Raw genomic sequence first — 24,699 nt, 5'->3', positions numbered from 1 at the left:
GCCCGATCAGGGGGCGCTGCGGGTGCCTTGGCCATAAGCCTTATGCGGCGAGCAGTTCCGGCCGCGGGGTGGTATGTTGCCGTCGCGGTGCCAGGACACTGATATCGCACGGCTTCTGGTACGGATCAATAAGTGCCGGCAGGTGATGGGTCTGGGAGCACGCCTGCAGCTGCTCCAGTGCCTCGTCATCCACCACGGCATGGGAGACATCCAACTCCAGGTACAAACCCTGTTTGATGGAATTGGCGCGCTTGGCCACAACATAAAGCGCATTCACGCTGTGCACGGTGATGTGCCCCTTTGCAATCACCAGTGCTTTCGCGTGGTCGAGATCTACACGGACAACGATGTTGAGCTTGGAGTTCAAAATGTAAAGCCTTCCCCGGCATTGGCTGCGACGCTGCAGCTTCTTGCATTGGCCTGTTTCTTAAGCCTCAATCAGAGTAGGGGGTGAATGTGATCCACGCAACAGTTACGTATTTATTACACCGAATGTGGATGCTGATGTTGTGACGCCAGCGGCCGCAAAAACAAGCACGCTCGCCTTTTCCTGAACAGCAGCCGGCGGCACCCGTGCCGCCGGCCGACGTCGTACTTCTCCGCCAGATGCTGCCAAGCAGAAGGTCAGACCACCTCCGGAAGCCTTCCCGTTATTACTGACACCGGGGCCGATGACCAGCGCTCGCGCTCCGGCTCGTAGGAAATCACCACCGCGGCGTCGATTTCCCGCGCTTCGTCCATGGCGAGCAGCAGGGCGTCTTCAACGTGCCGGGCGTATTCGAGCCGCTCGGCCAGGCCGCCCTGCAGGTCGCTGTCATCAATCAGGACATGGCCTTTGCCGTCCACGATGACCTTCAGCGAAAAACCCTGGTCCTCATGAAGGGACCCGCGGGTGGATGAAATTTCGGTGACATAGTCTGCCCGGACCAACCCGTTGCCGAGCGTACGGATCCACACTTCACCCATGAAATGAACCTCCCCTTTGGTTGTGGGCGCGGATCAGCACCCATAAGGCAAACGCTAGTCCTTTGCAAGGGTTTTGTGACCCCCAAACCGGCGTCTTTCTGGCCCCTGCTGCAGCCCGCCCTAGGATAAATCTGATGACTTCCCCGGATGACCCACAGCCATTTACCTTGCGCGGTATCGCCGTGGCCGCTTTCGGCCCCACGCTGCTTTTTGGGATCGGGCAGGGCGCCATCCTTCCGGTGGTGGCGCTGACCGCCCGCGGGCTTGGCGCTTCGGTGGCCCTCGCGGCGCTGATCGTCACGCTGATCGGACTGGGCTCGTGGTTCTTCAACCTGCCCGCCTCCTTGGTGACGCTGAAGTTCGGCGAACGCTGGGCCATTGTGGGCGCCGCAGTGGCTGCCGGCCTGGCCCTGGCCGCCGCGGGGCTGTCCTCGCTGATCCCCAACGGACTGTGGCTGCTTGCGGTGGCGATGGCCGTCGTCGGGATGTCCGGCGCCGTGTTCGGGCTTGCACGGCAGAAGTACCTCACCGAGGCCGTGCCAGTGGAGTTCCGGGCGCGGGCGTTGTCCACACTGGGCGGAGTGAACCGGATCGGTGTGTTCATCGGGCCGTTCCTGGGCGCCGCGGTGATGCAGTTCTCGGGCATCGGCGGTGCGTACTGGGTAGGGGTGGTGGCGATGGCTGCGGCTGCCTTGCTGTCCCTCACCATCCCCGACCTGGAGCCGGCTGGAACGTCCGACGGCGGGCACAAGGGTCCGGAGCCCACCCTCCGTAACGTCGCTGTGTCCCACGCGAAGGTGTTCCTGAGCGTGGGTGCGGGCATCCTGCTGCTGAGTGCGCTGCGCTCCTCACGCCAGGTGGTGATCCCGCTGTGGGCGGACCACCTGGGCATGGATGCCAGTTCCGCATCGCTGATCTACGGTCTGTCCGGAGCCATCGACATGCTGGTGTTTTATCCGGCCGGGAAGCTGATGGACCGGAAGGGCCGGCAGTTTGTGGCCGTTCCGTCCACGCTGCTGATGGGGCTGGCCCTGCTGCTGATTCCGCTGACCGGGTCCTTTACCGGGCTGCTGCTCGCGGCGCTGCTGATCGGGTTCGGGAACGGGATCAGCTCCGGACTGGTGATGACGTTGGGGGCTGATTTCTCGCCGGACCGCGGGCGCGGGCAGTTCCTGGGGCTGTGGCGGTTCATGGCGGACGCCGGGTCCACGGGCGGCCCGGTGCTCCTCTCCGGGGTGACGGCCCTCGCCTCCCTGGGCGCGGGGATCTCAGCCACCGGCATCCTGGGCTTCGCGGCGGCGGCCGTGTTCGCCGTCGTGATTCCCCGCCTGAAGCACCGCCGGAACTACTGACCCCCAGTTGCGCCATCACTTTTGGTGCCCAAACCGCCCGGTTGGGGACCAAAAGTGATAGGGCAACGGGGTACGGGCGCTATCCTCGACAGATGAGTGAAACGGGGATGCCCGTCCGTGGCAGTGGCCTGCAGAAGGCCGTGTGGTGGCTGCAGGACTACGTCTATGCCGCCATCTGCCAGGTCCAGGGCGCGGTGTCCCGGGTGCAGCCGGGTTCCTTCCATAAAGGCCACCTCAGTCCCGTGCTGATTATTCCGGGCGTGTACGAAAACTGGCAGTTCATGATGCCGCTCATCCGGTCCATCCATGATGCCGGCCACCCGGTCCACGTGGTGACGGTGCTGCAGCGGAACAAGCTGGATGTTCCCGCCGCCGCACGCATGGTGGCCCAGCACCTGGAGGAAGCGGGCCTGCGTGATGTTGCCATAGTGGCGCACAGCAAGGGCGGGCTGATCGGAAAGTACGCCATGCTGAACCTGGACCCCGAGCACCGGATTGAGCGGATGATTGCCGTCTGCACGCCGTTTTCCGGCTCCCGCTATGCCCGCTACATGCTGCTGCCCAGCCTGCGGATCTTCTCCCCGCGCAACGCCTTGACGCTTCAGCTGGCACGGGAGGAGACCATAAACAGCCGGATCACCTCCATCTACGGCCCCTTCGACCCGCACATCCCCGAGGGCAGTGTCCTGCCGGGCGCCACCAACATCGAGCTGCCCGCCGCCGGGCACTTCCGGATTCTGGGCGAGCCGGAGACGGCCCGGATCATCGTGGAGCAGCTGAACCTTCCGGCCTAGTCCGCGGGCGTCCGGCTTTCCCACCGGACCTTTTAGGCTGTTGGTGAGCGACCGAAAGGAGAAGCGTCGTGACGTCCACTGGCTCCCAGCGGGCTGTTCCAGATGAGCCGGACCACTCACGTTCCAGCAGCCCCGTGGTCCGCCGGCAAAGCAGATGGGCCACCGTCCTGGCCGTCCTGCAGCGGCTTCTGTACCTGGTGGTGACCATCGCCGTGGGCTGGGCGGTCTACTATTTCCTGCTCGCCCGCCTGTCGCGCGGCCCGGAACAGGCGTGGGTGTTCCTGCCGGTCTGGCTGATCCTGGCCTACGCCCTGTTGCCGCGCGTGCACAAGATCCTCAGCAGCCTGTACATTCCGGACTACTTCATCGGGCGGACCAGGACGGGCGACGGCGTCCTGGGCGACCCCGTGAACCTCGCCGTGGTGGGTCCCAGGGAGGAATTGCGCCAGGCCATGATGACAGCAGGCTGGGTGGAGGCTGATCCGATCACACCCGGCACCGCCTGGCGCACACTCACATCCACGGTCCTCGGGCGCAGCTATCCGGCCGCACCGGTCAGTTCGCTCTACGTATTCGGCAACAAGCAGGACCTCGCCTTCCAGCGCGAAATCGAGGGAAACCCGCGGAAGAGGCACCACGTCCGGTTCTGGAAATGCCCGCCCGGATGGCGGCTCCCGGGCGGACTCGCCGTGGACTGGGTGGGCGCCGGCACCTACGACCGGAGCGTGGGGCTGTCACTGTTCACCTTCCAGATCACCCACAAGATCGCCGACCGCACGGATGAGGAACGGGACTTCATCATCGAGACGCTCCGCTCGGCCAACGCCGTGGAGTCTATCCACATCATCCTCAACTACTCCAGCGGCTACCACCACCGCAACGGCGGCGGTGACGCCATCCGCACCGACGGGCACCTGCCGATTATCGACCTGCACCCGCCGGAGCGGCTGCGTAAATCCCCATAGGCGGCGGAACCACCGGATGGTGCTTACTCCGCGTTGAACGAGTTGCTGGTGTCCCCGGCCAGGGAGCCGCTGCTTGCGCTCAGCGTGCAGGCCGTGGCTTTTCCGGCAATCTGGAGGTCCGGGAAGGACGCAGCTCCCGCAGAAGCGGATACGGTGAGGGTGCCCTTGACGGTACAGGTGGACGTGAGCGTGACCTGGGCCGAACCATCAGCCGGATTGCCAAAGGCATCCAGGAAGCGGACCGTCACGGTGGGTGTTATCGCCGTGTTTTTCAAGACTATGGCGGGAACGGCATCAAACTTCAGCTTGCCGGCCGGGGCTGCTGTGATGGTCGCGGTGACTGCAGCAGGAGCGGTCAGGCCCGGCGCCGTTGCCGTGATGGTTGCCGTGCCAACTTTGGTATCGCCGTAAAAGTACGATGCGGACGAGGACCCGGCCGGGATGGTCACTGCAGTGACCTTTGCCCCGTTGGCCGTTGCCGCGAAGAATCCCGTCGCTGCGGAGGTGGTCATGGAGACGGTGGTGGTCCCCGCCGTCACCGGGTTCCCGTAGGCGTCCTGGCGCTGCAGGGTTACCGGACCCAGTAGTGCCGCGGAGGATGCAGGGCCGGTAAGAGTGCTTCCGGGGATGAGGACCAGCTTGTTCGCGGCCGCTGGGGTGACCTCGAAACTGCTGCTGACCGCTCCGGAATATCCGGTGCTGGAAGCGGCAAGGGTGTAGCCGCTTCCAGACTTGTTAATGGACATGCCGGTGAAGGTGGCGGTGCCGGACAGGTTGGTTATGGCTGTCACCGTGCCGGACAGTGTTCCGCCGCCGGCATTGTTGGCGCAGCCGATGGTCACCGGAACGCCTGCCACGGGAAGGCCCAGCAGGGTCTGGGCCTGCACGCTGACAGAGATGGTGGCCGTGCCGGCTGTGACGGTCGCAGCCGGCTGCGACGTGAACGCCAGAACGCTCACACTGCTGACGGTTACGCTTCCGCTCGCGGTGCTGGCGGCAGTCCATGAGCGGTAAACCGCCGTGACCAGGTATCGGTGGGTCCCCTCCGGTACAGAGGTGTCCGTGCAGGAGGTGGCAGCGATAGGTGCCGAAGGGCTCGAACCGCACGCAGCAATGGCCGTGGTGCCGGTAAGCCGCGTGACGTAGTAGCCCGTGGGGACGATCGCACCGGTGGAAGCAGTCCAGCTGACGGCAACGCTGGAGTTGCTGGTGGCCGGCACCGACACGTTGGTGGGCGGCAGCAGCGTGGCGACTGACGCCGTCGTACTCCCCGTTCCGCCGGCGCGCCAATAGGCGGATGCCGGAACGGCGCCCACGAGGGTCGCAGCGATGAGAACGATAACGGCCAAGGCCGCTGAACGAACCATCGGAAAAAACAAAACCAGCTCCCGCCGAAGCCGGGGGGTGGCTTCGGGGGAGCTGGCGACTGTGGGCACGGGAACCTTCCAAAAAGTCGAGCTTGTAGCAGTTAGGCGGGCTTCATCACCATCGGGCTATGAAGCTGATGGACTGTTCCAGGAAGGTTAATCCCTGCCCTCTTCAGCTGGCCGAGAAGTGCAGGGGCACCGCGGCACCCTTGCAGCCGTCCTGGTTGATGCCGGGGCGGTCGACCATCTGAAGGGTAACGGTGCCGGTCACGGCGCCATTGGCCGCGATCTCGGTGGGAGTGAAGGCCGGCGTGCCGACTACGAAGTCAGCTGCCGAGCATCCGGTTACAGCGGTCCAGGCCGCACCGTCCGTGCCGGCGACCGTCACAACAACGTTGCTGAGTTTCTGGACGCCGGTGCCCGGGTTGGTCACCGTGAAGGTGGCCGTCTTGGTGGGGCCGTTGGGGGAGAGCGGGTTCCCCGTAATCGTGCTGGAAATGGTGAAGTTGGTGGCGGTGCCGGCGGCGGTGGTGGTGTCGTGCGTGCCGGTAGCGCTCCAGTAGGCAAAGGCGGCTCCGCCGCCGATGGCTACCAGTGCAACTGTGGTACCGATGATGCGCTTTTTACGTCCTGCAACCTTGCCCATGATGTGCCCCTAAAAATTTTGTGCGGTGTTCCGCTGAGACCTTGTGAGCCTTAGCGGCTCCGATAGGAATAGCTTCGCGGAGCTGCCTCAAATTACACACGGGTAATCACTCAAGGTTCTGTCAATAGTTCATCGACGTTTCCGCAGGTCAACGGCATCCTTCCCAACCAGGTACCGCTAAGTGCCGTTATGGAGCGTCAAAACGGCACTTCGCGCTACCTGGTTGGGCTGGGGAAACAGGAAGGGACTGTTCCCGCAGACCCGCGTGTGCCAGTCTGTGTTGAGGGGGCCCTTTCCCGGTGGCAGGAGGACGGACATGAGGATCGCCTCAGGGCAGTTCAGTGCCGGCCGGGTACCCAGGAACAACCTGCAGCAGATCGCGCAGCTGATGGAAGCTGCCGCCCTGGGAAACGCGGATCTCCTGGTGCTTCCGGAGTCCAGCCTCTACGCCAGCGCGGAACCAGCCACTGTCCTGGCCGTTGTGGCGGAGCCCCTGGACGGCCCTTTTATCAGCGGTATCGCTGCGCTCGCCAAGAACCTGCGGCTGCCCGTCGTCGTGGGCACCACCGAGGCCAATCCCGACGGCCTGCCGTTCAACACCCTGGTGGCACTCGACGCCGCCGGCGCCATCCAGGGCACGTACCGCAAAATCCATCTATACGACGCCTTCGGCTACCGGGAAAGTGACGGCACCAGCCAGGGATCCATCGGGGTGCCCGCCCTGCTCTCCTACGGCCAGCTGCGCCTGGGCATGCTCACCTGCTACGACCTGCGGTTTCCCGAGAGCGCCCGCTACCTGGTGGACGCCGGAGCCAACGTCCTGCTGCTGCCTGCCATGTGGATCGCCGGGCCGGGCAAAGAAGACCACTTTTATACCCTGCTGCGCGCCCGTGCCATCGAAAACACCTCGTATGTGGTGGCGGCAAACCAGTGCGGGCCCCTGGCCACTGCCTATTCCATGGTGGTGGATCCCTTCGGGGTGGTGATCGCCAATGCCGGCGAGGCGCCAGGCTTGGTCTTTGCGGAGCTTGAACCCGAACGGATCGCGGCCGTCCGGACCCGCGTGCCCTCCCTGCGGAACCGCCGTTTCCGGGTGGTCCCGGCAGACGAGGAATGAGCCGCAAAAGTGTGATCGTCTTGACACTTGGAATTGACACTGGCGAAACATTCCGGACCTGCATGGGCCATAAAATTGGAGTCACTAAATCTTCCGGGAGGGACCTCAGTGCACACCACCGACGCCGCGATGAAACCTGTCATCGGACTCACCACCTACCTTGAGCAGGCGGGTACTGATGGTTGCGGCACGGTCAGGGCAGCTTTCCTTCCCGAGACGTACCTGAAACCGATCATCGCCGCTGGCGGCATGCCCATCCTCCTGCCGCCGCAGCCCGTGATGGCAGGCATGGTGGAACTGCTGGTCAGCAGGCTCGACGGCCTGGTGGTACCCGGCGGCTGGGACGTCAACCCGGCCCTGTACGGCCAGGAAGCCCACCCCGCAACCGATGCGCCCCATCCCGAGCGGGACGCCTGGGAGCAGGCCCTCATCCAGGAAGCCATCCGGCAGGACGTTCCACTGCTGTGCATCTGCCGCGGCGAGCAGCTGCTGAACGTGACGCTCGGCGGCAGCCTCCACCAGCACCTGCCCGATGTCATCGGCAGCGGCAACTACCAGCCCGGCGGCTACACCTTCAACCGCATCCCGGTGCAGATCAAACCCGGTTCCCACCTGGAGCAGCTGATCGGAACCAACCCCGGGCCCGTGCCGGTCTCCCACCACCAGGCCGTGGACAAACTGGGCGAGGGCCTCACCGCCGCCGCATGGAGCGAGGACCAGGTAGTGGAAGCCATCGAACGCCCTGCCAGCACGTTCGCCCTGGGCATCCAGTGGCACCCGGAGGAGTTGCCGGAGGACTTCAACCTGTTCCGCGGGTTTGTCGAAGCAGCCCGCGGAAAGTTCCTGTCCCGGCTGGTGCCGGCCACGCCGCCGTCGTCCGTCTCCGCCGAGATCAATGCGAACATGGCCGCACCCACGCTGGCCTGACCCGGAAGCTTCCTTCCAAGAGCAGCGGAACCGCCCCGAAGCAGCACGTCAAAGTGCGCCTTTCGGGGCGGTTTCCTGCGTTGCAGCTTGCCCGGGATAAATAAGCATGCTTAGTATGTTTTAGACACTGAAGTTAAGCCAAAGCTTCATGGGTTTGATCCAGGAGCGAATGATGGCTGATTTCCTTATCGTTTTTCCTCCTGCCCATCGACCAGCCTCTCGCAGGGGAGCTGACGGTCCTAAGGGGCAGCTGTGATGCGCCGGGTAGGTGTGGAGGAAGAGTTCCTCATCGTTGATACCGGGGACGGCCACGCCGTGCCGCTCGGTGACCTCCTGGAACGCCTTAACAATGACGACGGGCTGAGCCGGGAGATGAAGCAGGAGCAGATCGAAACCTGCACGCTGCCGAGGATCAGCCTGGACGAGCTCGCCCGGGACATCACAGTGCGGCGGCTGAGCGCCGATTCAACCGCCCGCGCAGCGGGGGCACGGTCAGTGGCCCTGGCAACGTCACCCCTACATGTCAAAACCACAACGAGCCCCGGCCTGCGGTACGAGCGGATGATCGAGCGGTTCGGCCTGACGGCGGTGGAGCAGCTGACCTGCGGCTGCCATGTGCATGTGGAAATCGAGTCGGACGAGGAAGGCGTCGCAGTCCTGGACCGGATCCGGATCTGGCTCCCGGTGCTCATGGCCATCACCGCCAATTCCCCTTTCTGGAACGCCACGGACTCGGGGTATGCAAGCTACCGCTCCCAGGCGTGGAACCGGTGGCCCACCGCGGGGCCCTGCGAGATTTTCGGATCAGCCGAGGCCTACCACCGCCAGGTCGACGAGATCCTGGGTTCCGGAGTCCTGCTGGACAGGGGGCAAATCTACTTTGATGCCCGGCTCAGCCACCGGCATCCCACCGTTGAAGTACGGGTGGGGGATGTGTGCCTTTTTGCCGACGACGCCGTCCTCCTGGCCGGGCTGGTCCGGGGCCTGGTGGAGACTGCAGCCAGGCAATGGCGGGAGGGCGTGCCTCCCGCCCCTGTCTCCGCCACACAATTGCGGCTTGCCTCCTGGCAGGCGGGCCGCTTCGGGCTCGACGGCGACTTGCTGGACCCTCTCACCGGCCGGCCCCGGCCCGCGTTCGAGGTGGCCATGGCGCTGCTGGACCACGTGCAGGCAGCGTTGAAGAGCCAGGACGAGTTCGATGTTGTGGAGTCCCTGCTGTTCCAGGTGCTGACCAGGGGTACAGGCGCTGCACGCCAGCGTGCCGCGTTCGCGGAGGCGGGCAGCCTGTGCGATGTCATCGCCGACGCCGTCCACATCACCAGCCTGCCGGCCACACCGCTTCAGACGCTAAGGGGATTGCCGCTGCTGGCCACCGACCAGAGTTCCTAGACAACCATCCGGGAGGACACATGGACCAGAACGAAACACCGGTGCTTGATGCACTGGCCGAACACCAGAAACTGGACAGGTACGGCTTCACACCGCCTGCCCACCGCCAGGGCCGCGGCGTCGAGCCGCGGGTGCTGGAAGTGCTGGGCGAACAAAGCTTCAAGTCCGACGTCGTTGCCTCCTCAGGCCTGGACGACCGGCAGTCCTCCAACGGCTACCTGTCCAAAGCAGAGCAGCTCCTTGCCGAAGCCGTGGGAGCGGACAAGGCCTTCTTCACCACCTGCGGCAGCTCCCTGTCCATCAAGGCCGCCATCCTGGCCGTCACACGCGGCGAAGGGGAGCTCCTCATCAGCCGCGACGCCCACAAATCAGTGGTCTCCGGGCTTGTCCTGTCCGGGCTGCAGCCCCGGTGGATCAAGCCGCGCTGGGACAACGAGCTCAAGCTGAGCCACCCGCCGTCACCGGAAACTGTTGAGGAGATGTGGCAACGGTACCCGGACGCATCCGCCGCATTGATCGTCAGCCCCACCCCCTACGGCACGTGCGCGGACCTCAAGGCCATCGCCGAGATCTGCCACAAGCGGGGCAAACCGCTGATTGTCGACGAGGCCTGGGGCGCCCAGCTGCCCTTCCACCCGGACACACCCACCTGGGCCATGTCCGCCGGCGCTGATATCTGCGTAGTCAGCGTGCACAAGATGGGACTCGGGTTCGAGCAGGGCTCCATTTTCCACCTCCAGGGCAACCTGGTGGACCCCGTCCGCCTCAACCAGTGCGCCGACGTCCTCTCCACCACCAGCGCCAACACGCTGCTGTACGCGGCGATGGACGGCTGGCGCCGGCAGATGGTGCAGGAGGGCAAAGCCATGATCGACAAGGCCCTGGAGCTCACCAGGGGACTCCGCCGGGACATTGAGGCGGTCCCCGGCCTGCACGTCCTTGAAGATGAACTCGTCCACGCCGAGGCCTCCCACGATTTGGACATCCAGCACATCCTGATCGACGTTTCCAGCCTCGGCATCAGCGGGTTCCAGGCCACCGACTGGTTGCGCGAAAACTGCCGCATCGACATGGGCACAACAGACCACCGCCGGACCGAGGCCGTGATCTCGGTGTCAGATGACCAGGAAACTGCGGACCGTCTCCTGGGCGGGCTCCGCGCACTCACCGAAGCCGCCCCGGACCTGCCCCGGCCGCCCGCCGTCGTCATCCCCAGCGAGGAGGACCTCTTCCTGGAAACGGTGATGCTGCCCCGGGATGCGTTCTTCGGGCCGGTGGAAGTCATTCCGTGCGAGGAAGCGCCGGGGCGTATTGCCGCTGAAATGGCCACCCCGTACCCGCCGGGTGTGCCGCTCCTGCTGCCCGGCGAGCGGATCAACGAAGCCGCCATCGACTATCTCAGGAGCGGGGTGGAGGCAGGGATGGTCCTGCCTGATCCCGCCGATCCAACGCTCAAGACCATCAGGGTGGTCCGTGAAGAACCACACCGATCGCAGTAGATCGCAAGGAACGAGGACAGCAGCATGTGCGGTATAGCCGGCGAAATCGCCTTCAACGGTAGACGGGCCTCGCAGGAGGCAGTTCTGGACATCATGGGGGCAATGACGTCGAGGGGACCGGACGGACGGGGAACCTGGGAGGCGGGCTGGGTTGCACTGGGGCATCAGCGGCTCAGCATCATCGACCTTTCCACGGCGGGCGCCCAGCCCATGGTGGACGACGGCGGCCTGGCCATCACCTTCAACGGCTGCATCTACAACTACAAGGAGCTGCGCCGCGAACTCGAACCCGAATTCACCTTCCGGTCCACCAGCGACACCGAGGTGATCCTGAAGGCCTACCGGAAGTGGGGCGACGACTTCGTCCACCACCTGGTGGGGATGTTCGCCATCGCGCTGTATGACCCCCGGCGGCAGGAAGTCCTGCTGGTCCGGGACCGGCTGGGTATCAAGCCGGTGTACGTTTCCCACCTGCACGGCCGGCTGCGCTTCGCATCCAGCCTGCCTGCGCTGGTGGCTTCCGGCGGGATCGACACGTCCATCGACGAGGCTGCCCTGCACCATTACCTGAGCTGGCACTCGATCGTTCCGGCCCCGCGGACCATCCTGAACGGCGTCCAGAAGCTGCCCGCGGCCACCATCCGCACCATCCGCCCGGACGGGACCTGGCACGACCGCGAGTACTGGAAGCCTTCCTACACGCGGAAGGCGGAGCACTCGGGCTGGTCCGCTGCCGACTGGCAGGACGCGGTCCGCGAGTCGCTCAAAACAGCAGTACGACGGCGGATGGTGGCGGACGTGCCGGTAGGCGTCCTGCTCTCCGGGGGACTGGATTCGAGCCTCCTGGTTGCGTTGCTGGCGGAGGAGGGCCAGCACGGCCTCTCGACGTTCAGCATCGGGTTCGACGGCGCGGGCGGCGATTCCGGGAATGAGTTCGCCTACTCGGACCTGGTGGCCCGGGAGTTCGGCACGCGGCATGAGCAGCTGCACGTGAGCACCTCCGAGTTCGCCCCGTCCATTGCCGGGGCAGTGGGGGCGATGTCCGAGCCGATGGCCAGCCATGACGTGACGGCCTTCCACCTGCTGTGCCGGACGGTGACGGAGCACGTGAAGGTGGTGCAGTGCGGCCAGGGCGCCGACGAGGTATTCGGCGGGTACGGGTACCACCAACCGCTTGCTTCTGCGGGCCGGTCGGGGGCTTTATCGGCTTTTTCAGCAAGCTTTGTGGACCACAGCCATGAGGAGCTCCTGAACATCCTGGAGCCCGAGTGGTACTGCGGTACGGATGTAAGCCGCGAGGTCCTGGCCGACAACCTGCGCGCTCCCGGGGCGGAGACTGCCTTGGATGCAGTGCTGCGGCTGGACACGCACCTGCTGATGGTGGATGACCCGGTTAAGCGGCTGGACAACATGAGCATGGCCTGGGGCATCGAAGCCCGTGTCCCGTTCCTGGACCACGAACTGGTGGAACTCGCCGCCGCCTGCCCGCCCGAATTCAAGGCCTCCCAAGGCGGGAAAGGAATCCTGAAGGACCTGGGCCGGCAGCTGCTCCCGGCGGCTGTGGTGGACCGGCCCAAGGGCTACTTCCCCGTCCCGGCCCTCCGGCACCTGGAAGAACCCTTCATCAGCATGGTCCGCGAAGCGCTGCACGCGCCCGAGGCCAAGCAGCGCGGGCTCTTCCAGCCCGCGTACATCGACGGCCTCCTGGCCAACCCCAACATGCAGCGGACCCCGGTGAACAGCAACGTGCTCTGGCAACTGGCACTGCTGGAAATGTGGCTCCAGCACCACGGGGTGGGCTGATCGTTGACCCTGGAAGGCACACACACCTCCTTGTTGCCCTCGCTCCGCCAAGCGGTCGCGGCGGACTTTGCGGCCGCCGTCGGCCAGTTGTCCGGGCTGGTCCGGATCCCGGCGATGGCGTGGGACTCCTTCGACCCGGCCGAACTGGACACAGCCGCCAAGCACGTGGCTGCGCTGCTTCACGAGGCCGGGATCACCGACGTCGACATCCTGCAGGCGCCCCGGCCGGACGGTACCCCCGGGGCACCTGCGGTGGTGGGTCGCAGGCCGGCCCGGAACGGCAAGCCGACGCTCCTGCTGTACGCGCATTACGATGTCCAGCCGGCCGGTGACATCGCCCTGTGGGAGAGTCCCCCCTTTGAAGCGGTGGAGCGGGACGGCCGGCTCTGGGGCAGGGGAGTGGCAGACAACAAGGCGGGCGTGATGCTGCACCTGGCCGCTTTCCGGAACGCGCTGCACGTGCTCGGCGATGATCTGGAGCTCGGGGTGACGGTGTTCATCGACGGCGAGGAGGAAGCCGGTTCGCCGTCGCTTCCCCTGCTGCTTCAACAGCACGCGGACCTGCTTCACGCCGACGTCCTGGTGGTGGCCGACTCCGGAAACTGGAAGGTGGGGGTACCGGCGCTGACCACCAGCCTGCGTGGTTTGATCCTGGGCACCATCGAGGTGCGGGTGCTGGACCATGCGCTGCATTCGGGCACGTACGGCGGGCCGTTGCTGGATGCGGTCACCGTGCTGTCCCGGCTGGTTGCCACGCTGCATCACGACGACGGCAGCGTCGCGGTAGAGGGGCTCCTTTTCTCTGATGCACCGGGGCCTTTGCTGTCCGAGGAGGAATTCCGGGCGGATTCCGGCGTGCGCCCCGGGGTTCCGCTGGCCGGCTCGGGGTCCTTGACGTCGAGGCTGTGGACCAAGCCGGCGCTGGCGGTTATCGGGATGGACGTTCCTTCGGTGGCCCTTTCCTCGGACACGCTGCTGCCGGTGGCCCGGGCTAAATTGAGCCTCAGCCTGGCGCCGGCGACTGACACGGCTGCCGCGATGGAGGCAGTCCGCCGCCATGTGGAGTCACACACTCCCTTTGGCGCCGACGTGACCTTTACGCCCGCCGGCCGGACCGAGGGGTTTGCCGGCGACGCAACCTCACAGGCCGCCCGGACCATGCTCGCGGCGATGGAGGACACGTGGGGCGTCCCGGCCGTCTGTATGGGGGTGGGCGGCTCGATTCCGGCGGTCGACATCCTGACCAAGCTGTACCCGCGGGCGGAGGTTCTCATCACCGGGGCGGAGGACCCCGATTCCCGGGCCCACGGGGCGAACGAATCAATCCACCTGGGCGATTTCGAAAACGCCATCGTCGCCGAGGCTCTTCTGATTGCCCGGCTTAATTCCCCGGACTGACCCTGCGGCGCGGCATCAGCGCTGAGGTGAGTCCCGCCGTCGTGCGGAGAAGGCGAAGAGGGCCGTGGTGGCGACGGTGGCCAGGTACCCGGCGATCACAATCAGGGAGATCCCGGCCCAGAAGTAGTTGGTGGTGCTGGTCTCCTGCCAGGGGCTCGGCGCAATCCGGGCCAGCGAATACATCGCCACGGCCGCCGACGCCAGCCCGATCACCACCGGCAGCGACAGCCAGATCCTGGCTGAACCCACGTGCGCGCCGAAACCGTCCCAGGCGTTCCACATTCCCCGCCGGATGATCAGCCAGCCCGCGGGAATCATAAACGCGCCCACCAACAGGAATGCGGCCACCACGTCGGCCGGCCGGTGCCACTGGTTGATCAGCGTGGACACGCCGGAGGCGATGGCGAACGTGCCTCCCACGAAGCCGGCCATCGGCCGCCACCGCGGCGACGCCATCAGGAATACGGCAGCGGCAGCGGACGCCGCGAGCGTGGTGTGGCCGGACGGCAGCGAGTTCAGTTCCAGCGTCACCACGCCCTTGTCCGGCCGTGCCGGCAGCAGGTCCTTGAGCACCTGTGTGGCGATGTTCGCGCCGATGCAGGCGGCCACTGCGATGCCGGCTTCGGTCCAGTGCTTGCGGATCACGGTGACAAACAGGACCACGACGGCGGCCATCACCAGTGAGATGGTGGGCAGCAGGTCCAGGAACTTGGTGCTCGCCTTGCCGGCCGGCCCGTGGATCTGCACAGCCTCCACCAGCGCCGACTCGTCGATGAACTGGCCTGTGGTGGTCTGGACAAAGTAGTGGTACGTCGCGATCAAACCGGCGATGCACGCCAGCGTGGCAAGAACGAACAGGAAACCCGAACCCGGAGCGGGCCGGCTGGGTATCCTGGTGGAGGTCTGCCGCGGGATTGTCACCGGTTAAGGGTGTCACAGAAAGCTGGGAGCTGGCCGCACCCCAACTAGGTAGCGCTAACTGTCGTTTTCGAGCTCCAAAACGACACTTGGCGCTACCTAGTTGGGCAGGCGGGGCGGGACAGCGCCCAGCCGCGGGATGCTGGCCGCCGCAACGAGAACCGCCAGGGCGCCCAGGCCGAAAGGCAGGGCCGTGAGGGTAGCGATACCGCCCACCAGCAGCGGCCCGCCGGCGTCGCCCAGTTCCCGCCCGAGTTCGGCGGACCCCATAGTCCGTCCCATCCGCTCCGGCGGTGTGGTGTCCGCGAGGTGGGCGAACCCGAGCGGGGTAACAGCACCGATGCCCGCGCCGATTACTGCCGCGGCGACGAAAATGGTGACCACGCCCGGGGCAAGCGCCACCAGGCCGACACCCGCAGCGATCAGCAGCAGGCCCGCCGTCGTGCCCCGGTTGTCCGTGATGCGGTGGCTGTCCCGCATCCGGCCCATCCACGGCTGGACCAGTACCGAGCCGGCGGCAAGGACGCTGACGGCTGCAGTGCCGGCCAGGGCGCCGAGCCCGTGCCGGGTGGCCAGCGCGGGAAGGAAGCCGACGGCTGCGCCAAGGGCAGCAGTGGACGCGGCCAGCACCAGCGTGGGCGCCAGGAAGCGGCGTTCGCCCACCTGCCGGGCCAGGTCCATCACCGTGTACCGCTGGCGGGGGAGCGGCTCAAGGTGAGGCACCGCAGCCAGGACCCAGACCGCCGTCACCACAGCCAGCACGGAAAGGGCCCCGAACAGCAGGGGGAAGCCGCCGGCGAAGATGAGGCCGGCGCCGAGCAGCGGGCCGATGATGTAGCCCAGGCTCTTCCAGGACCCGTACCTGCCGAAGTACGTGCCGGCTTTTCCGCCGCGTGCCAGCCTGGCCACCATGGAGGACGACGCCGGGGAAAACGCGGACGCCGCCGCGCCCTGGCCCAGCCGGGCCAGCGCCAGCATGAGCGGATCCGCCGCCCACAGGCCGATCAGGGACAGCGCCGCAAAGGCGAAGAGCCCGCCGACAATCACCGGCTTGGGGCCAACCCGGTCACTGAGGGCGCCGAAAACGGGTTTGAGGAACACCTCCGAGATGTCGTACAGCGCCAGGAGGATGCCCAGGTTCAGCAGCGTCAGGCCGATGTTGCCGCTCTGCGCGCCCAGGCCCGCAGCAATGCTGTGCGCGCCGAACGCCGTGACGAATCCGGCGGCGTACAGCGGGGCGGAGGATGAGCGGGTGGCAAGGCCGGAAGCGGTCACACCCGCGAGTTTATCGGCTGGAAGGGTCAGGAGAGCGAGGCCGCCAGCTCCTCGATGATCTCGAACTGCTCGCGGACTCCATCCTCCATGCCGGACTGGGCGATTATGTCGCGCACTTCCTTGCTGCCCGCATCGGTGCGGATGCTGACCAGGGTGGCGCCGCCGTCGGCCTCTTCAAAGGTGACAGTGTTCAGCACGGCGCCCTCCTCGCTGTCCGGAGCGGTGCCTGGCGTCTCCATGATTTCGGTGTGGACGATCCGCTCATTGGGCACGATCTCCCGGTACGTCCCGTGGAAGGCCACCTCGAATTCACCGTGCGCCACCATCACGTACCGCCAGGCACCTCCTACCCGGAAGTCCATCTCTGCCACAGTCATTTCGCCGCGCCTGCCGGGCCACCATCTCTTCACGAGGTCCGGCGTGGTCCAGGCTTTGTAGATGAGGTGCCGGGGCGCGTTGACGGTGCGGGTGATCAGGACTTCCTCATCGCTGGGGAAGCTGACGTCCAGGATTCCGGTGTGTGGCATTGCCCTGCTCCTACTCTTGCGTGTCTGACTCTTTGAGGTCCTCCAGCACATCCTCCAGGAGCTCGAAACGCTCCTCCCAGAGATGCCGGTAGCCGGCCACCCAGTCGTGAATGGGCTTGAGGGCCTGCGGGTTCAGCCGGTAGACGCGCTGCCGGCCTTCATCACGTACGACGACGGCCCCCACCTCACGCAGGACCCGCAAGTGGCGTGACACGTGCGGTTGGGCCAGGCCGAGCAGGTCCACCAGCTCGTTGACGGGCCGCTCGCCTTCGCTGAGGGCGTCCAGGATCTCCCGGCGGCGGGGCTCGGCCACCGCGTTGAATGCATCTGCCGTTGTTGCCGCCCGTGCCATGGACACATTATATATCCATATGGGTATGAGTGGAAGATCTGTTGGAGCGCGCGTTTCAGCGCTTGCGGTGTTCAGTCTTCCCAAAACCGTGAAGCTGAGTAGTGTGCGGATCAAGGAAACCATGGGCTCACGCGGGGCTTCGAGGGGCACCGCTTCCTCCCGCCGGAGGAGATGCCGTGTTCAACAAAGGAGGACGGCTGTGACCATCATCGACAACGCTGTGTATGTTGACGGGTTGCGCACGCAGGACCCCGGGAGCCTGGACGAAACCTACTTTGTGCTGCGGCAGCGGGAGGGGATGGCCTGGATCGGGCTGTACCGGCCGGACGCCGAGGAACTGCAGTCCGTGGCCGAGGAGTTCGACCTCAGCCCCCTGGCCGTGGAGGACGCCCTCGCCGGGCACCAGCGCGCCAAGCTGGAGCATTACGGCGAATGCGTATTCCTGGTCTTGCGGCCCGCCCGCTACCTGGACGACGTCGAAAAGGTGGACTTCGGTGAGATCCACGTTTTTGTGGGCCAGGACTACGTAGTGACCGTCCGGCACGCCGAATCCCCGGACCTCGCCAAGGTCCGCCGGCGGATGGAATCCATGCCGGAGTTCCTCGCGCTGGGCCCAAACGCTGTGCTGTACGGCATCCTGGACCAGGTGGTGGACGAGTACGAGCCGGTTGCGGCGGGCCTCGAGAACGACATCGACGAGATCGAGGACGACCTCTTCGGAGCCGACCCCGACGTTTCCCGCCGGATCTATGAACTGTCCCGCCAGGTGATCACCTTCCAGCGCGCCACCAGCCCCCTGGCGGGCATCCTGCAGGCCCTCACCGCCGGTACTCCGGAGCGGGTGCCCCACCCCGAACTCCAGGACCATTTCCGTGATGTGCTGGACCACGTGCTGCGGCTTAACGAACGCGTAGCCTCCTTCCGGGCGCTGCTGCAGAACGCCCTGGCGGTCAACGCCGCCCTCGTGGCCCAACGGCAGAACGACGAGATGCGCCGGCTCACTGAATCCAGTTTTGCGCAGAGTGAGCAGGTCAAGCGGATCTCGTCCTGGGCGGCTATCCTGTTCGCCCCGACGCTCGTGGGAACCATCTATGGCATGAACTTCCGCTCCATGCCCGAGCTGGACTGGGTGTTCGGCTACCCCTTCGCGCTGGGGTTGATGGTGGCCATGGGGCTGGTGCTCTACTGGACGTTCCGCCACAACAAGTGGATCTAGCGGCAAACGCCCGCTTGTACAGTGGGTCCATGCCCACAATCCCCGCCCTTGATGAACTGCTGGCAGGTGCACGGGTGGTGAGCCTGCCGATGCGCGTGAAGTTCCGGGGCATCATGGAGCGCGAGTCGCTGCTGCTGCACGGCCCGGCCGGCTGGGGTGAATTCTGCCCCTTTCCCGAATATGCCGACGGGGAGGCCTCCAACTGGCTGGCCGCCGCGATCGAGGCCGGCTGGCAAGGGTTTCCTGCTCCGCTGCGGCCCATGATCCCGGTCAACGCCACCGTCCCCGCCGTTCCAGCGGAGCGTGTGCCCGAGATACTTGCGCGCTTTGGCCGGGTGGACGCGGTCAAGGTCAAGGTGGCCGAGCAGGGCCAGACGCTCGACGACGATTCAGCCCGCCTCGCCGCCGTCCGCTCCGTCTTGCCGGACGCCGCCATCCGCGTGGATGCGAACGGCGGCTGGGACGTGCCCACTGCCATCAAGGCACTCACCAGGCTGGCCGGCGTCGGACTCGAATACGCTGAGCAGCCCGTTCCCACCATCGACGGCCTGGCCGAGGTGCGGCGCGCTCTGCGGTCCGCGGGCACTCCAGTGCTGATCGCGGCGGATGAAAGCGTCCGCAAGGAATCCGATCCCCTGAAAGTGGCGCGGGCCGGCGCGGCGGACCTGATCGTGGTCAAGGTGGCGCCGCTTGGGGGAGTGCGGCGCGCCCTGGACATCGTGGCACAGGCCGGGCTGCCCGCCGTCGTCAGTTCTGCGCTGGACACGTCGGTGGGAATCCGGGCGGGCCTTGCGCTCGCGGCAGCGCTGCCCGAGCTGCCCTACGCGTGCGGGCTGGGGACGGTGTCCCTGTTTGAATCGGACGTCACCACGGATCCGTTGGTGGCCGACGACGGCGCCATCCGCCTCCGCGACGTGGCCGCCGACCCCGGGCTGCTTGAGCAGTATGCGGCTTCCGCGGAACGGCGCGACTGGTGGCTCACCCGGCTGGCCCGCGTCCACGCCCTCCTCACCCCGTAGCGACGCTCTCTCACTTAACGCGGGGTTTCCCGGGACGCTCTCTCACTTGGTGTGCCTTTCCTGCGGACGCTCCATCACGTTCCTGCAGGTCACCGGCGGTTCACCGGAACTTCACCTCACTGACTACTGAGCGTAGGAACTGGCTGGCAGGGTGGGCGGACCGCATCGATTTTTTGGAAGGCACCCATGTCTGAAACGACTGCCCGCAAGTTCAACCTGCTGCCCATGCTTGGCCACACCAAGGGCAAGCGGAGCCCCGTCACCTGCGCGCTCAAGTGTGACAACGCCTGCGCAGGCGACGTCTGCAACACCAGCTCCAACAGCTACTTCCGCGACATCGCCTCCGCCACCATGTCCCGCCGCGCCGCCCTGGGCTTCGGCGCCGCCGGTGCCCTCGCCGTCGTACTTGGAAGCGCCGTGACGTCCGCCGAACCCGCGAGTGCCGCAGGCCTTTCCAAGGCCGCCAAGGAAGGCTTCGGCACGTCCAAGCTGCAGTTCACGGCCATCAAGCCGGTGGACAAGGCCGTTGACGCCCTTACCGTTCCCGAGGGATTCACGTGGCAGCCGATCATCCGCTGGGGCGACCCGCTGTTCGCCGACTCGCCGGACTTCGACCTGAACAACCAGACCGCGGCAGCACAGGCCCGCCAGTTCGGCTACAACAACGACTACACGGACATCGTGGAAATCCCGGACAGCAAGGGCCGCCGCGCCGTGCTGTTCACCAACCACGAATACACCAACGAGAACATCATGGTCCCGGCCGGATACGACGCCAAGGAAACCCGCGCGATCGGCCGCGCCGCCCATGGCCTGGCCGTCGTGGAGCTGGAGCGCAAGAACACCACCAAACCGTGGAGCTACGTCAAGGGCGCACCGCTGAACCGCCGCTACCTCTCCGACACCACCTATGAACTGACCGGCCCCGTTGCCGGTTCCGCACTCGTCAAGACCGTCGCGGACCCCTCCGGCCGCGCCATCAAGGGCACGTTCGGCAACTGCTCCGGCGGCACCACCCCCTGGGGCACCATCCTTTCCGGCGAGGAGAACTTCAACGGCTACTTCGTCGCCGCCGGCACCTCAGCCAGCGACAAGCGCTACGGCCTCACCGCCAAGCCCACCAACCGCAAGTGGGAGCTGGACGACCCCCGCTTCGATACCCGCAACGCCGGCTACGAGAACGAAACCAACCGGTTCGGCTGGATCGTCGAGGTTGACCCGTTCGACCCCACCTCCACCCCCAAGAAGCGCTCCGCCATGGGCCGCTTCAAGCACGAGGGCGCCAACGTGATCGTGGCCGAATCCGGTCACGTGGTGGCTTACATGGGCGATGACGAGAAGTTCGACTACCTCTACAAGTTCGTCTCCGCAGAGAAGTACCGTGAAGGCGACCGCCGGCACAACATGAACCTGCTGTCCGAGGGCGACCTCTACGTTGCCAAGTTCACCGGCAACTCACCCTCTGCCGAAATCACCGGCACCGGGGCGCTTCCTTCCGACGGCGCGTTCGACGGCACGGGCGAATGGCTGCCCCTGGTGGTGGCCGGAAAGTCCGCCGTCCCGGGCATGTCCGTCGAGGAGGTCCTGGTGTACACCCGCCTGGCCGCGGACAAGGTTGGGCCCACCAAGATGGACCGCTGCGAGGACGTCCAGCCCAGCCTGCACACCGGCAAGGTCTACGTGGTCTGCACCAACAACTCGGACCGCGGCACCGGCACCAAGGAAGGCGCCACGGAGGTCAACCCGCGCACGCAGAACCGCGACGGGCACATCGTGGAAATCACCGAAACCGGCGACCAGACGTCCACGACGTTCAACTGGACCCTCTTGATGGTCTGTGGCGATCCTGCGCAGGGCGACGTCACCTACTTCTCCGGCTACCCTGTGGACAAGGTTTCGCCCATCTCCTGCCCGGACAACGTGGCCTTCGACTCCGTGGGCAACCTCTGGATCTCCACCGACGGCGCCCCCTCCGGCATCGGCTACAACGACGGCCTCTTCAAAGTCACCCTGGACGGCGCCGAGCGCGGAAAGGTGGAGCAGTTCCTCTCCGTTCCCCGCGACGCCGAAACCTGCGGCCCGGTCATCCACGACGACGAGCGCATGGTGTTCGTCTCCGTGCAGCACCCGGGCGAGGACGGCACCTTCGAAGCGCCCAACTCCTATTTCCCGGACTACGTCCCGGCAGGTACGACGCCGGCAGCCGGCCAGGTGCGCGCGCCCCGTCCCGCCGTGGTCCAGGTGTTCCCCGGCTAGGTTCCTCCGCGCCTATTGCGACATCGAACGCTCTCTCACTTAACGCGGGAAAATCCAGGACGCTCTCTCACCTACCGCAGGAATAACCGGAACGCTCTATCACTCTCTTCAGGAGAGTGATAGAGCGTTCCAATTTATGGCGCATCAAGTGATAGAGCGTCGGGGCGTTCGTGCAGGAGGTGATGGGGCGTGGGGCGTATTAGTGCGAAAGGTGATGGGGCGTCGGGGGTGGCAGACTGGTTTGGTGACTTCGCTGAACGAACCTGTCCCCGACGCCTCGCCTGATTCATCCCGTGCTGCTGATTCCTTGACAGCCCTGGCGGCCGCGCGGATCGCCGTCGGGGTACTGCTCGACGGCGGCGTGCAGCACGTGGTGGTTTCGCCCGGTTCCCGGTCCGCCCCCATGGCCTACGCGCTTGCCGAGGCTTCCGCGCAGGGCCGGGTGGAACTGCTGGTCCGCATCGACGAACGTTCCGCCGGATTCACAGCCTTGGGCCTTGCCCTGTCCACCGGCTCGCCCGCGGCCGTCCTCACGACATCCGGCACCGCCGTCGGAAACCTGCTGCCCGCCGTGATGGAAGCCAACCACGCGGCGGTTCCGCTGATCGTCCTCTCCGCGGACCGGCCGGACGAACTTCGCGGCACCGGTGCCAACCAGACCACCATCCAGCCCGATATTTTCGGTGAACAGGTACGTTTCGCCGTCGACATCCCGGCCGGCTCCGATCCGGAGCGGGCCGTCCGGACGGGCCTCTCCGCCGCAACCGGGGCGTTCCCGGATCTCGCCCCCGGGCCGGTCCAGCTCAACCTTGCCTTCCGCGACCCCCTGGTGCCGGAGCCCGCCGACCAACTGCCCGCGGCTACCGAACGGCCGCGCTACCGCATCGGCACCGAGCCGCTCATCATGAATCTTCCGCCCGCCGCCACGGACATGCCCGAGCACCGGACGGTGGTTCTGGCCGGACACGACGCCGGTCCGGTGGCCGAGGCCTTTGCCCGCGCCCACGGACTGCCGCTGCTGGCGGAACCGTCCTCGAATGCCCGGTTCGGGCCGAATGCCGTGGGCCCATACCGGCTGCTGCTGGAGCACTTCGGCCCTGGCGCGGCACAGCCCATCGAACGGGTGGTGCTGTTTGGCCGGCCCACGCTGTCCCGGCCGGTCGCTGCGCTCCTTGCCCGCGCCGACGTGCCGTCGGCTTTGTACCAGCCGGTTCCCGTGGCCTGGTACGAACCCGGCCGGCGCACCGAAGTGCCCCTCGAAAGCCTCGCCGACCTCGCGGAATTCGCCGGCCGCGGCCCGGCCGACTGGCTGGACACCTGGCTGCTCGCCGGTTCCGCCGCCCAGCACGCGCTGGATCTCGTCCTGGCCGAGAACGCGCCCGCCACCGGCCCGTCCGTGGCGTCCCTCGTTTGGAAGCATGCCCGGGGCCAGCTGATGCTCGGCTCCTCCAACGGCATCCGGGACGCGGACCTGGCCGGCCTGCCCGCCCCTGAACCGGCCGCTACCGTCTATGCCAATCGGGGCCTGGCGGGGATCGACGGCACCATCTCCACCGCCACCGGCATCGCACTGGGCAGCCGGCAGGAAACCACTGTCCTCCTGGGCGATGTCACGTTCCTGCACGATGCCGGGGGCTTGCTGGTGGGACCAGGGGAGGAGCAGCCGCAGCTTCGGATCGTGGTCCTGAACGACTCCGGCGGCGCCATCTTCGACCTGCTGGAACACGGCGCGGTGCGTGAGGCTGGAACGTACGGCGACGCCGTCGAGCGCCTCTTCGCCACCCCGCACTCCGTGGACCTTGCGGCACTTGCTGCGGCGTACGGCGTCGGCCATAGCGCGGTAAGCACGACGGCGGCACTCGCCGAAGCGCTGGGCCGGCCTGTGGAGGGCCGCAGCCTTATCGAAGTCCGTACTGACCGCAGCGGCCTCCGTGCCCTGCATGCCCGGATCAAGGAAGCGGTTGCGGCCGCCGTCGGGGGAGTCCTGGCGCGCTAGTTCGGCCACGCGCGAAAGGCCGCAACAGGGAGACTGCTAGGTGCTTGGGGGCGTGAACTGGCTGGCGCTGAATTCCCCGCCTTGCGGGTCCCGGATCAATGCTTCCCGCGTCCAGCCGGTGTCGGCCTGCCCCAGGACCTGGGCGCCGAGCCGCTCGGCATCCGCCACGGTCTGGTCCCGGTCCGCGACGGTGAACGTGACGTGCCAGTGCGGTGGTTTGTCCGGGGCGCTGGCCACGATCCATGCGATCGCGTCCTCGAAGCCGGGTGGAGCAGAAATCCCCGCCTGCCGCGTCCGGATCCCCGGGTCGATTGTTGCCGCAAGATGGTCGCCGTACCCGGGGCTGCGCACCATCAGTCCATAGCCGATATCGTCCACTTGCCAGCCGAATGCCTGTCCATAGAAGGCTCTGGCTGCATCCGGATCTGGAGTATGGAGATCGCTGAAATTCCACGCGCCCGGCTGGTTTGCCACTTGTGCCCCTAACCGGCGGTTGGCTTCCCAGAGGCGGAACGCGGCGCCTTCTGCGTCGACCAGGGCCGCACTGCGGCCACCTTCTCCGGCGTCCGCCGGACCTGAGAGGAGGCTGGCACCCGCTGCGACGAGGCGCGGAACGGCAGCGTCGGCGTCGTCGACTGATATATAGGTGTTCCACGCAGTGGTTCCGTCCCCGCCGCTGCCTATGCCTGCGACGTCCTGGCCCCCGAGCTTTGCGATCAGGTACCGGCCCGGCGCGTCCGCCGGCATAACGTCCTCGAATGTCCAGCCAAAGAGTCCGGCGTAGAACCCTGCGGCGGCATCAACGTCGGGCTGCTCCGTGTCGATCCAACACGGGACGCCGTGCGGGTAGGTCCGTCCGGTCATGTATCGCTCCTGCACGTGATGGGCCTGCGGCGCCGGCAGGGCCCTTGAAGGGT

General features: G+C 66.3%; 22 protein-coding genes. 13 read left to right on the top strand and 9 right to left on the bottom strand.

Translation table 11 applies throughout. The annotated features are described in order from the left end of the window. Nucleotides 1-40 precede the first annotated feature (40 nt). Both FNL14_RS20485 and FNL14_RS20480 read right to left on the bottom strand, forming a co-directional pair. The gene (locus FNL14_RS20485; protein ID WP_142063960.1) at nucleotides 41-367 is read right to left on the bottom strand and encodes a hypothetical protein; all 327 of its coding nucleotides are present in this window, start codon (nucleotides 365-367) and stop codon (nucleotides 41-43) included. Nucleotides 368-624: 257 nt separating this feature from the next. Further along, complete coding sequence (locus FNL14_RS20480) at nucleotides 625-966, bottom strand: hypothetical protein (RefSeq protein ID WP_091416326.1); 342 nt, start codon at nucleotides 964-966, stop codon at nucleotides 625-627. 134 nt (nucleotides 967-1,100) lie between these two features. Here FNL14_RS20480 and FNL14_RS20475 point away from each other — a divergent pair, with 134 nt between their 5' ends. From FNL14_RS20475 to FNL14_RS20465, 3 genes are all read left to right on the top strand, one after another. After that, complete coding sequence (locus FNL14_RS20475; RefSeq protein ID WP_142063957.1) at nucleotides 1,101-2,318, top strand: MFS transporter; 1,218 nt, start codon at nucleotides 1,101-1,103, stop codon at nucleotides 2,316-2,318. Between the two features lie 92 nt (nucleotides 2,319-2,410). Next, the gene (locus FNL14_RS20470; protein WP_091416320.1) at nucleotides 2,411-3,112 is read left to right on the top strand and encodes a triacylglycerol lipase; all 702 of its coding nucleotides are present in this window, start codon (nucleotides 2,411-2,413) and stop codon (nucleotides 3,110-3,112) included. Nucleotides 3,113-3,180: 68 nt separating this feature from the next. Continuing rightward, nucleotides 3,181-4,077 carry an LssY C-terminal domain-containing protein gene (locus FNL14_RS20465; RefSeq protein ID WP_142063954.1) on the top strand — a complete coding sequence of 299 codons (897 nt, stop codon included), beginning with the start codon at nucleotides 3,181-3,183 and terminating at the stop codon, nucleotides 4,075-4,077. A gap of 23 nt (nucleotides 4,078-4,100) precedes the next feature. Here the strand turns inward: FNL14_RS20465 and FNL14_RS20460 are convergent, their stop codons facing one another. Both FNL14_RS20460 and FNL14_RS20455 read right to left on the bottom strand, forming a co-directional pair. Beyond that, nucleotides 4,101-5,444, bottom strand: a complete 1,344-nt coding sequence (locus tag FNL14_RS20460; protein ID WP_255470943.1) for a hypothetical protein — start codon at nucleotides 5,442-5,444, stop codon at nucleotides 4,101-4,103. A 172-nt stretch (nucleotides 5,445-5,616) separates the two neighbouring features. Beyond that, the gene (locus FNL14_RS20455; protein ID WP_142063947.1) at nucleotides 5,617-6,090 is read right to left on the bottom strand and encodes a hypothetical protein; all 474 of its coding nucleotides are present in this window, start codon (nucleotides 6,088-6,090) and stop codon (nucleotides 5,617-5,619) included. Between the two features lie 316 nt (nucleotides 6,091-6,406). Here FNL14_RS20455 and FNL14_RS20450 point away from each other — a divergent pair, with 316 nt between their 5' ends. From FNL14_RS20450 to FNL14_RS20425, 6 genes are all read left to right on the top strand, one after another. Continuing rightward, nucleotides 6,407-7,207, top strand: a complete 801-nt coding sequence (locus tag FNL14_RS20450; protein ID WP_091416311.1) for a carbon-nitrogen hydrolase family protein — start codon at nucleotides 6,407-6,409, stop codon at nucleotides 7,205-7,207. Nucleotides 7,208-7,315: 108 nt separating this feature from the next. Continuing rightward, the gene (locus FNL14_RS20445) at nucleotides 7,316-8,134 is read left to right on the top strand and encodes a gamma-glutamyl-gamma-aminobutyrate hydrolase family protein (protein WP_142063944.1); all 819 of its coding nucleotides are present in this window, start codon (nucleotides 7,316-7,318) and stop codon (nucleotides 8,132-8,134) included. A gap of 255 nt (nucleotides 8,135-8,389) precedes the next feature. Further along, a complete protein-coding gene (locus FNL14_RS20440; RefSeq protein WP_142063941.1) occupies nucleotides 8,390-9,523 on the top strand; it encodes a glutamate--cysteine ligase in 1,134 nt (377 codons plus the stop codon). Between the two features lie 20 nt (nucleotides 9,524-9,543). Further along, nucleotides 9,544-11,022: an aminotransferase class I/II-fold pyridoxal phosphate-dependent enzyme gene (locus FNL14_RS23765; protein WP_142063938.1), complete on the top strand. Its 1,479-nt coding sequence runs from the start codon at nucleotides 9,544-9,546 to the stop codon at nucleotides 11,020-11,022. Nucleotides 11,023-11,046: 24 nt separating this feature from the next. Then, complete coding sequence (locus FNL14_RS20430) at nucleotides 11,047-12,825, top strand: N-acetylglutaminylglutamine amidotransferase (protein ID WP_142063935.1); 1,779 nt, start codon at nucleotides 11,047-11,049, stop codon at nucleotides 12,823-12,825. Nucleotides 12,826-12,855: 30 nt separating this feature from the next. Continuing rightward, a complete protein-coding gene (locus FNL14_RS20425; RefSeq protein WP_255470942.1) occupies nucleotides 12,856-14,223 on the top strand; it encodes a M20/M25/M40 family metallo-hydrolase in 1,368 nt (455 codons plus the stop codon). 15 nt (nucleotides 14,224-14,238) lie between these two features. Here the strand turns inward: FNL14_RS20425 and FNL14_RS20420 are convergent, their stop codons facing one another. From FNL14_RS20420 to FNL14_RS20405, 4 genes are all read right to left on the bottom strand, one after another. Then, the gene (locus FNL14_RS20420; RefSeq protein ID WP_142063929.1) at nucleotides 14,239-15,144 is read right to left on the bottom strand and encodes a phosphatase PAP2 family protein; all 906 of its coding nucleotides are present in this window, start codon (nucleotides 15,142-15,144) and stop codon (nucleotides 14,239-14,241) included. A gap of 96 nt (nucleotides 15,145-15,240) precedes the next feature. Continuing rightward, nucleotides 15,241-16,416 carry an MFS transporter gene (locus FNL14_RS20415; protein ID WP_142063926.1) on the bottom strand — a complete coding sequence of 392 codons (1,176 nt, stop codon included), beginning with the start codon at nucleotides 16,414-16,416 and terminating at the stop codon, nucleotides 15,241-15,243. 26 nt (nucleotides 16,417-16,442) lie between these two features. Next, nucleotides 16,443-16,943 carry an SRPBCC family protein gene (locus FNL14_RS20410; protein WP_142063923.1) on the bottom strand — a complete coding sequence of 167 codons (501 nt, stop codon included), beginning with the start codon at nucleotides 16,941-16,943 and terminating at the stop codon, nucleotides 16,443-16,445. A 10-nt stretch (nucleotides 16,944-16,953) separates the two neighbouring features. Next, nucleotides 16,954-17,295 carry a helix-turn-helix transcriptional regulator gene (locus tag FNL14_RS20405; RefSeq protein ID WP_142063920.1) on the bottom strand — a complete coding sequence of 114 codons (342 nt, stop codon included), beginning with the start codon at nucleotides 17,293-17,295 and terminating at the stop codon, nucleotides 16,954-16,956. 199 nt (nucleotides 17,296-17,494) lie between these two features. On the opposite strand from FNL14_RS20405, the gene FNL14_RS20400 reads away from it, so the two are divergent. The 4 genes from FNL14_RS20400 (at nucleotide 17,495) to menD (ending at nucleotide 23,782) form a co-directional block, all read left to right on the top strand. Then, nucleotides 17,495-18,511 (top strand): magnesium and cobalt transport protein CorA, encoded by a 1,017-nt coding sequence (locus FNL14_RS20400; protein ID WP_142063917.1) that lies wholly within the window; start codon nucleotides 17,495-17,497, stop codon nucleotides 18,509-18,511. Nucleotides 18,512-18,540: 29 nt separating this feature from the next. Further along, a complete protein-coding gene (locus tag FNL14_RS20395) occupies nucleotides 18,541-19,530 on the top strand; it encodes an o-succinylbenzoate synthase (RefSeq protein WP_142063914.1) in 990 nt (329 codons plus the stop codon). A 186-nt stretch (nucleotides 19,531-19,716) separates the two neighbouring features. Then, a complete protein-coding gene (locus FNL14_RS20390; RefSeq protein ID WP_142063911.1) occupies nucleotides 19,717-21,786 on the top strand; it encodes a PhoX family phosphatase in 2,070 nt (689 codons plus the stop codon). Between the two features lie 214 nt (nucleotides 21,787-22,000). Continuing rightward, a complete protein-coding gene (menD, locus tag FNL14_RS20385; RefSeq protein WP_142063908.1) occupies nucleotides 22,001-23,782 on the top strand; it encodes a 2-succinyl-5-enolpyruvyl-6-hydroxy-3-cyclohexene-1-carboxylic-acid synthase in 1,782 nt (593 codons plus the stop codon). 36 nt (nucleotides 23,783-23,818) lie between these two features. Here menD and FNL14_RS20380 read toward each other — a convergent pair whose 3' ends face one another. Then, nucleotides 23,819-24,646, bottom strand: a complete 828-nt coding sequence (locus tag FNL14_RS20380; protein WP_142063905.1) for a VOC family protein — start codon at nucleotides 24,644-24,646, stop codon at nucleotides 23,819-23,821. Nucleotides 24,647-24,699: the final 53 nt, after the last annotated feature.

Origin of the sequence: Pseudarthrobacter sp. B4EP4b (assembly GCF_006680095.1) — a bacterium.
In the GTDB taxonomy this organism is placed as follows: Bacteria; Actinomycetota; Actinomycetes; order Actinomycetales; family Micrococcaceae; genus Arthrobacter.
Note: the sequence above shows the minus strand (reverse complement) of the source record. Positions and strands in the feature narration are given on the sequence as shown.